This window comes from Faecalicoccus sp. (genome assembly GCF_036552745.1).
Classification (GTDB): domain Bacteria; phylum Bacillota_I; class Bacilli_A; order Erysipelotrichales; family Erysipelotrichaceae; genus Faecalicoccus.
The window spans coordinates 22,252-30,123 of sequence record NZ_JAXKBY010000144.1; the positions used below are offsets into that span (position 1 = coordinate 22,252).

9 protein-coding genes and 2 tRNA genes are annotated in these 7,872 nt (G+C 35.7%); 6 read left to right on the forward strand and 5 right to left on the reverse strand.

The features are described 5' to 3' along the window. Nucleotides 1-3: 3 nt before the first annotated feature. The 5 genes from U0M88_RS06910 to U0M88_RS06930 form a co-directional block, all read right to left on the reverse strand. Entirely contained in the window at nt 4-1,209 is a 1,206-nt protein-coding gene (locus U0M88_RS06910; RefSeq protein WP_331869338.1) for a peptidoglycan DD-metalloendopeptidase family protein, read from the reverse strand. 64 nt (nt 1,210-1,273) lie between these two features. Then, nucleotides 1,274-2,440: an O-antigen ligase family protein gene (locus tag U0M88_RS06915; protein WP_331869339.1), complete on the reverse strand. Its 1,167-nt coding sequence runs from the start codon at nt 2,438-2,440 to the stop codon at nt 1,274-1,276. A 13-nt stretch (nt 2,441-2,453) separates the two neighbouring features. Continuing rightward, nucleotides 2,454-3,143 carry a GDSL-type esterase/lipase family protein gene (locus U0M88_RS06920; RefSeq protein WP_331869340.1) on the reverse strand — a complete coding sequence of 230 codons (690 nt, stop codon included), beginning with the start codon at nt 3,141-3,143 and terminating at the stop codon, nt 2,454-2,456. Nucleotides 3,144-3,266: 123 nt separating this feature from the next. Then, nucleotides 3,267-3,342, reverse strand: a tRNA-Thr gene (locus U0M88_RS06925). Nucleotides 3,343-3,404: 62 nt separating this feature from the next. Then, entirely contained in the window at nt 3,405-4,679 is a 1,275-nt protein-coding gene (locus U0M88_RS06930) for a hypothetical protein (RefSeq protein WP_022789213.1), read from the reverse strand. A 101-nt stretch (nt 4,680-4,780) separates the two neighbouring features. Between U0M88_RS06930 and U0M88_RS06935 the strand changes: the two genes are divergently transcribed. From U0M88_RS06935 to U0M88_RS06960, 6 genes are all read left to right on the forward strand, one after another. After that, the gene (locus U0M88_RS06935; protein ID WP_331869341.1) at nt 4,781-5,026 is read left to right on the forward strand and encodes a hypothetical protein; all 246 of its coding nucleotides are present in this window, start codon (nt 4,781-4,783) and stop codon (nt 5,024-5,026) included. A gap of 39 nt (nt 5,027-5,065) precedes the next feature. After that, nucleotides 5,066-5,149 (forward strand) — tRNA-Leu (locus U0M88_RS06940). Between the two features lie 246 nt (nt 5,150-5,395). Further along, the gene (locus U0M88_RS06945) at nt 5,396-5,641 is read left to right on the forward strand and encodes a hypothetical protein (RefSeq protein WP_331869342.1); all 246 of its coding nucleotides are present in this window, start codon (nt 5,396-5,398) and stop codon (nt 5,639-5,641) included. A 551-nt stretch (nt 5,642-6,192) separates the two neighbouring features. Continuing rightward, nucleotides 6,193-6,729: a helix-turn-helix domain-containing protein gene (locus tag U0M88_RS06950; protein ID WP_331869343.1), complete on the forward strand. Its 537-nt coding sequence runs from the start codon at nt 6,193-6,195 to the stop codon at nt 6,727-6,729. A 216-nt stretch (nt 6,730-6,945) separates the two neighbouring features. Next, nucleotides 6,946-7,368, forward strand: coding sequence for a hypothetical protein (locus U0M88_RS06955; RefSeq protein ID WP_331869344.1), 423 nt, complete (start codon nt 6,946-6,948; stop codon nt 7,366-7,368). 34 nt (nt 7,369-7,402) lie between these two features. After that, entirely contained in the window at nt 7,403-7,744 is a 342-nt protein-coding gene (locus U0M88_RS06960) for a hypothetical protein (RefSeq protein ID WP_331869345.1), read from the forward strand. The last annotated feature ends 128 nt before the right edge of the window (nt 7,745-7,872 follow it).

Genomic DNA, 7,872 nt, shown 5'->3' on the forward strand with positions numbered 1-7,872 from the left:
CTCCTATCCCGTAATCACTTCTTCCGGTCGAATTCGAGTGGCCCATATACTTTGCGTATGAGGAGCATCCCATCCGCAGCCAAAGCTAAAATCAGCACCTTGTTGAAAATAAGAAACCTCTTGTTCCAAAGAAGCATGCAGTTCAAAAACTTCAATGTGTGTATGACCGCCTGTACTGTTGCCGCTGTTTCCGGATAAGGCCAGAACATCACCTTGCGAAAACTGTTGTCCAGGAGCTACATAAATCGTATTGGACAAATGAGCAAAGGTCAGGGCATACAATTTTTCCTGTATCGAAACGATCACACAAAGCGTATTGCCCCCACCATAAGGCCATCCTTCCATGTTGCCCAGATAGCCATCATTGCTGTTGTATGAGGTATCGGCATATAAAACGATGCCATTGGCCGGAGCATAGATGTTTGAATATAAAGCCAGGGCAAGATCCATACCTAAATGCATTCCTCCGTGCGGATACGACCATGTTCCAGCCGATATATAACCTTGATCCGATACTTTTCCCCAATATGGACTTGTAGAAGTAATGGAAGCATCCTGCGCCAGACAGGAAAAGTGTGAATCATTCTTTGTAGAATGTATAGAGCCAAATACCGGAAGATCTTCTAGTCCCTGAATCGTCTTTTGTGGATTATGTTGGCCACGAACAGTCTGATCAAATCCATCGGTGCGTTGAAATCGCTCCTTGAGGGTGTTCTGTGCTTTGTCAACACGCTTATCATACGCTTGAAGATTTTGAATTTCCAGCTGGAATTCAACTTTTTTCTTCTCTTTTTGAGAACATTTTTCTTCCAGTTGTTTTTGATGCATATACAAAGTTTGAAGTTCTTTCCCTTCGTTGGAAATTCGTCCTTCCAGACAATATGAATACATACTTTGTTCCTGCATCAGATAAAGTGCCATTTGTTTTTTTAATCGCTCATAAGAGTGATGTATAACACTCTTTTTTTCTTTGAGTTCTTTTAACTCGATGTCATTTAAATCGGCTTTGTTCAATACCGATTCCAGATCTTTTAAAATCTCTTTTCTTATTTCCTGTAAAGACTGTGAAACTTGTGCAACCTGCTGCTCTTTGCAGTCCATCGCCTGTTTTTCCAAAGCCCCAAGCTCGTTTTGGTAAGACGAAGTTTCCTGAAATCCCGTTAAAGAAATAAGCAAAAAAAAGCAGACGAAGAATCGAGAAAATCGCATTAAAAAATCTCCTTCTACTGTCTGTTTTCTTTATCACTACATTAACACAATCTAAATTGAATTTTCAATCTTTTTTCACCAAAACACCGGCATTTAAGATCATCATAAAAACCAGTGCCGTTGCCAATACATTCATTGTTACATCCAGTAAACCATGAATCAAAAAAATCAGAATGAATCCGATGATCAAACCAAACAACTGTCGATCATACAATCTTACATTTATTATTTCTGGTAACAGATATCGACAGGCATAATAAATGATCAACAAAGTTCCAACGATCCCATAAGAAGCTAGAGAATCTACATAAATATTATGCGCATGCGGTGCCTTATGTCCATTAAACATTTGATAATACAGATGATAAGATTGTGGTCCCAGGCCGAATATTGGATAGTTTTGAATGCCCATCCATGCACAGTTCCATATCTTAAAGCGTGATTCCAATGTGCTCATATCGGTGATTCTGGGAATCAAATCCGGTTCCATAAAAACCAATATGATGCCTATACCTAATCCAACTAAAGATAGAAGCAACCACTTTTTTTCTCTTGCCAGAAAGAAGAATAAAGGAATGATGACAACAAGCGGCAACAAAGCAGTGCGGCAACCGGTCAGATACAGCAGCCCGAAATTAAACAGGCCAACGACCACATAGAGTATTCTTTTTAACAAGCCCTTACACTGGATAAAACGATAGACGCAAAAAAAGATCCAAAACTCCAACATTGTCGCATATAAGTTGGCATTATCAAAAGTAGCCATGATTCTTCGTTTTGGTGAGTTTTGAATATGGAATTCGAAAAAGTCATACCCTTTCTGTGCCGAAAAGTCCGCAAATTGAAAAAGCGCCAAGATTCCCACGAAGATCGATCCAATCAACATGATGTTGATCATATAATGAAATAACTTAGGGTGTACTTGTTTTCGATAGACACTGATAAATCCCATCACCAAAAGCATTCCCAAAGCATTAACAAGTCCAATCAAATTGTTTGCGAAAAATGAAACAATGATCTCTATACCGATAAATAAATAAATCCAAATGGCACCAGGCTGTTCCTTGATGGAAACCCATAATTCTTTTTTATAAGCTGTCCAGCCTAAAAACACAAGCAGTACAGCTGCCGTAACATACTGTGTTAAAAATAAAGATACCGTTACCATCAAAAGCATCCAATCTGTATTCTGAAACGAATGAAATTCTTCTTTTAACGTACTCAAATCCATTTTGATTCCTCATTTACTTCAAATATTCCCGCAGGACCTCGGCGACGACCTGATAACCCATATCGCTCAAATGTAATCCATCGACTGTATATTGTGTCTGAAGATTTCCCTGCTCATCCTGCAATTTTGCATACAGATCAATATATGTAAGATCCTTTTCATTACAGTATTCCTGTAACTGCGCATTGATATTTTGAATCGTTGCATTGGATCGAACACCTACCGCCGAACTGACAGAAGCATTGACTGGATATAAACTCTCTACAAATATTTCAGCTTGTTTACGATTTGTTTGAATCTCTTCGATGATCTTTTCTATATTTTGTACGACTGCCTCTTGTGGCTTGCCATCTCTTAAATCATTGGTTCCAATCAATAAAAAGATCTTGGATGGATTATAGTCATAAACTCTTGTCTTCATCGATGCCAAAATCTGATCGGTCGTATTGCCCGCAATACCACTATTCACAACCGGCTGGTTTGGAAAATAAGTCTCTAAATCAAAATAATCCGTTAAAGAATCTCCCAAAAACAAATAGTTATCCGGTACGACCTGAACTTCTTTTTCCACTTCTTTGGTTACGATCTTTTCTTTTGTGAAAAAACCGAATGCGATACCAATACAAAGAATCAAACTGAGTACAGTTCCCATACACAACACGATATATAAACTCTTACGGATACGAATTCCTTGTTTTGCCATATTATCCTCCATTTCCTAAAAGTATAGCATGATTCATATTGTCTTTAAAATCCTCGTTTTTCGCCAGCCATTAAAAAAAACAAGGAATGTCTATATACTTACATTCCTTGTTTAAAAGCTAACTGGTGCCGACAGCAAGACTTGAACTTGCGACCTACGCGTTACGAGTGCGTTGCACTACCAACTGTGCTATGTCGGCGATTGCTCAACTATCATATCATACTTTTGAAAAAAGTACACAGATAAGTTGAGTTTTTTTTGTTATTGAGCGCTATCAATCTGTGATTGAAGACTGGCAATCTGTGTTTCCAGACGTGTGATTGTCTGGTCATTGGAAGAAATCGCAGAATTCAATTCACTGATGCTGGCAGAGTCCCCATTTGCTTGTGCTGTCGCAAGTTCTGTACGCAATGTCTGTCCATATTCTTCATAAGAGGCCAGTTGGTTTTGTAAAGATTGTAATTGGCCCTGTAAAGAAGATAATGCCTGTTGTTGCTGCGCCGCTTGCTGATCCGCCGCTTCTTTATCCTTGCGGATGTTTTCTAGAAGCTCCGTAAAGCCCATATCCGCATTGGCTTTGGACATATCATCAATACGCTCCTGCAGCTTATCCGATAATTGTGAATAAGCACTTTCTAAATCCAATAATTGGTATTGTTGAGAAGCACTTAAAGAACTCCAGCTTGTCAAAAGAGAAGTAATTCTTTGATAAGGACCATTAGGATCCGTACCAATTTCATCTCTCATTTGTTGTAATTCTTTTACCAAACTGGTATATGTTTTACCTGTCTGCTCTTTAAAATAATCGTTGATTTCTTCTTTCTGTGTTGCGTTTAGACGATCGTAATCTTCATCCATATCCAATAGTTCAAATCGCTCTGAATCCGACATTAAAGTAGCATCGCTATCAAGATCACTTCCATATTCATCAGCATAGCTAACCAGCTTGTCATAGGACTTCTGCATAGCTTCCGTTACAATATGTGCCGGATCCCAAACATAGATCTTATAAGCATAGCCGCCCAAACATGCCAAGAATAAAACCACTACACCGGCAATAATGGCAATCTTTTTCTTAGATCGTTTTTTCTTGACCGGTTTCTCTTTTTTCTTGGTGGTATGTGGTACCCCTTTGGCATTTGATTTATTTAAATCCACTTTTAGCTTAGTACGAATCGTTTGATCCTGATCGTATTCATGTAAAGCTTTGGCAACCGTATTGACATCAAAAGACTGTGTTTTTAACTCTTCGATCGAAGATGTTGTAAAATCATCATCCTCTTCCTGAAGCTGATTATAATAAAAACGCTGCTCTTCTTCGGCAATGGTTGATTGTCCTCTTTCTTTTCGAAGCATATCTAAAGCCGAAGATAAGGTTTGTTCAGCTGCTTTTCTTTCATCTTCGTTTTTTTCTTTTGTTTTATCTATCGTATCGGATCGATTGGCATAAATGGCCATATCCGTTTTTTTATCCAGTAAAGCTTTGGCAAAATCGTCAATTTCTTCTTTTTGCACTTTGTTGTTCGGTTTTTCCATTTCATTCCTCCGGTGCCTATATCATAACAAATACAGTTCTTAAAATAAAGGCAGTATCACATTCCTTGTCAAAAGAAAAGACATTACGTTATAATAAAAGCATGAAAAACGAAAAGATCATTAAACAAATTGCCCAACCCATTTTGGAGCAGTTGGAAAAATATGAAAAACAGTTCGGTAAAACAGAATTCAGATCGTTACCCGAAATTCATTTTGTTTTGGATAAAACACATGATGAACCTGTCATGATAGAAGATATCGAACTTACAGATGAGTTGTTGGAAGAACTGGAAACTTATATTCAGGAGCAAATTGAGGCTAAACATAAGCCTACAATTTTACATTGATTTTTTAAAAAAGTTCTGCTATTATATTAAAGCAGTCTTGCGGGCGTGGCGAAATTGGCAGACGCACCAGACTTAGGATCTGGCGCCTTTGGCGTGGGGGTTCGAGTCCCTTCGCCCGCACCATTGTAATGACTCGAACTGTCATTAACAAAATGTTTGTTTTGTTGATGATGGTTCGTTTTTCTTTTATATAAATATTAAAAATCTAAAGATAAGCGAACTATCATAGCTTCACTCGTTCTTTGACAAGTGAATAGGTGCTTATCTGAAACATAGAATTTTGTATAGGCACATTGGAAATATCTGGTGTGCCTTTTCTTTTTAGGAAATGCTGATATTTGAAGAAAAAGAGAAAAGTGAGAAAAGAAGATGAAATTAGAAGAAGTAATAAAGTTGATTGATAAAAATGGTCTTTCTGAAACAGAAAAGTTATTACATCGAATAGGTTATTCATATAAAGAAATTCGTGAAATGCTTGATAGTGTCAAAGAACATTATTCACATTCAGATAATGACTGGATTTATTGTGCTGGACATTTAAAATGTTATGAATCAGAAAAACAGAGATACAGAAAGGAAATTGATAAAAGAGTAAGAGAAAGAAAACATGGTTAAAAATTTGGGGCATTGAGAAATCATGTAAGACCCCTGTTCAGGGAGTGAAACATTCTAAAAATCCTTAGTATAAAGACGTTAAGGGCTTCGTGCGGAACGGAATTAGAAAGGGGTTGCTGATGGAAAAGGTGACAATCTTTTTAAGAGAAGTCAGACTTTTGATTCAAGCAATCAGACGTTTGATTGAAATAATTATTGAAATTATAAAATAAAAAAGAGTGATAGCCAATCTCACTCCTTGAACACAATATATCAGATTGTTAAGAAATGTTCAAGGATAATCACAAGGGCATTGGAATCAAAAATTTGTACAAAAAAAACTTCATACCTCTAGAAATATTAGATTCCATGTAAGACCCTTTATCCTTTCAAGAAAAAAAAGAAGAAAGTGAGAATAAAAAAATCAGGGGCTTTGAAGTTCTTACTCACTTAATATCTCTCTTCATGTAAGACCCCTATTAAAGAAGAAAGTGAGGAAAAGAAGTACATACTGCAATAAAAAAAATGAGATGAGATGATGATGTATAGACAGAAAGGTGTGATAGAAACAAATGAAAAAAATTCATGAATTGTTAAATGATTATGTATCAATCCGATACACACATAAACCAGATTTTATAAAAAAGATGGTGAGCGTTTTAAATGTAAGCGACAATACAGTTTATTGTTATTTGAACGGAAAGCCACGATATGAAATAACAAAAAAGAATGCATTGGTATTTGCACGTATCTTACGGATTCCTTTGCATGAAATACAGGATACAGAATTATTCGAAAATGAAAAGATTGAATATTCAAATTTTAAAGATGAAATGGGTATTGAGTGGTATTACAACGAAATTGTTCCAGATTCACTGGGAAAACTTTTAAGAAGTTATCGTTTAAGCAGAAATCTTACTTTGAAAGAATGTTCTGAACAGAGTGGACTTTCTGAATCAAAAATCATGTCCATAGAAACTGATAACAGTATGGTTGGATTCGAGGATATCTTAACACTGATGGCTTGTCTGAATGTTTCCATAAAAGATTTGGATATCTTATATAAGAGTTTAGGAAACTCATTCTACAGAAAGGATGATGTGAATTGAAAAACAAGCATTATATGATATTGCCCCCTTAGAAATAAGGAAGAAATAGAACTGGTATTATTGGAATCCCTATTATAAAAAATATGAATGATATGGAATCGGTAAAAGAAAAATGCTAAACTATACCTAGTTACAGATACTTGAAACTAGGTTAGTAAGAATCGCTATATAGAAAAAGCTAAAAAGAAAAACAGAAGGAGAAATTAAAAAAAAGTTATGGCTAGTATTCAAGTTAAAGAATTAAAAAATGGTGCGGTTGATGTTTCTAATATCGTAGAATTGAATAAGAATGGATATTTGACAAAAGGGTTTAAAAAACTATCAGATTTATTAAATGGAAAGTTCCTATATTTGGATTCAGGAGCGGTTGTTGCTTATGTGAATGGCAGACAGACAAATGAAGTTTCAGGATATCGTGTACGTGTTATGTCAATAACGTTGAAAGATACAATCGAGGTAACAGTTGCAGATGAATTACCTTTGGGATTGGTTGATATGGAGGAAGTGGATTTTGAAAATTGTTTAATGACTGAATCCGCTGGAAAATCAGGTTCAGGTGATTTTGAAAGATATCCAATTACCAGACGTTTTATTGCAACAAAGCTGGTTAGAAACAAACAACCTCAAGTGAATAAATAGTTAAAAAGATAAAAGAGAAAGTGAGTGAAATTTTATGAATAAGAAAACAAGAAACATTGTAATAGGTTCTGGTGTAGGAATTGCAGTATTGATTGGTATTTTCGGATTAACACAATTAAATCAAGCAAAATTGCACGTTCAGTCAAAAGAAAAAGTAATTGAATTAGGTGATACTGTATCTTTAAGTGCTAAAGAGTTTTTGAAAAAGGATACTCCAAAGAAAGTATTAAAGGAAGTATCTGTAAAAAGCGATTTAAAAACAGATTCAGAGAAATATACTTATGACAAGGAGAAAGAAACAGTTACATCCAAGGACAAGGATTTCTTGGATGTTGGCAAGTATGAAGTGGAATTGTCATTAGATCAATGTCATTAAGTTAAGCAAAACATGATCTTATGAGTCTTGTCTAAAATAGGCGAGGCTCTTTTATTTGTGAAAAAAAATCTAAAAAAGCTTGACAAAGAAAAAGTCGGAATCTTTAAACATAATCCGAAGGAATTATA

Coding starts and splice junctions, on each gene's coding strand:
- U0M88_RS06910 (WP_331869338.1), bottom strand. CDS start 1,209: ATGCGATTTTCTCGATTCTTCGTCTGCTTTTTTTTGCTTATTTCTTTA.
- U0M88_RS06915 (WP_331869339.1), bottom strand. CDS start 2,440: ATGGATTTGAGTACGTTAAAAGAAGAATTTCATTCGTTTCAGAATACA.
- U0M88_RS06920 (WP_331869340.1), bottom strand. CDS start 3,143: ATGGCAAAACAAGGAATTCGTATCCGTAAGAGTTTATATATCGTGTTG.
- U0M88_RS06930 (WP_022789213.1), bottom strand. CDS start 4,679: ATGGAAAAACCGAACAACAAAGTGCAAAAAGAAGAAATTGACGATTTT.
- U0M88_RS06935 (WP_331869341.1), top strand. CDS start 4,781: ATGAAAAACGAAAAGATCATTAAACAAATTGCCCAACCCATTTTGGAG.
- U0M88_RS06945 (WP_331869342.1), top strand. CDS start 5,396: ATGAAATTAGAAGAAGTAATAAAGTTGATTGATAAAAATGGTCTTTCT.
- U0M88_RS06950 (WP_331869343.1), top strand. CDS start 6,193: ATGAAAAAAATTCATGAATTGTTAAATGATTATGTATCAATCCGATAC.
- U0M88_RS06955 (WP_331869344.1), top strand. CDS start 6,946: ATGGCTAGTATTCAAGTTAAAGAATTAAAAAATGGTGCGGTTGATGTT.
- U0M88_RS06960 (WP_331869345.1), top strand. CDS start 7,403: ATGAATAAGAAAACAAGAAACATTGTAATAGGTTCTGGTGTAGGAATT.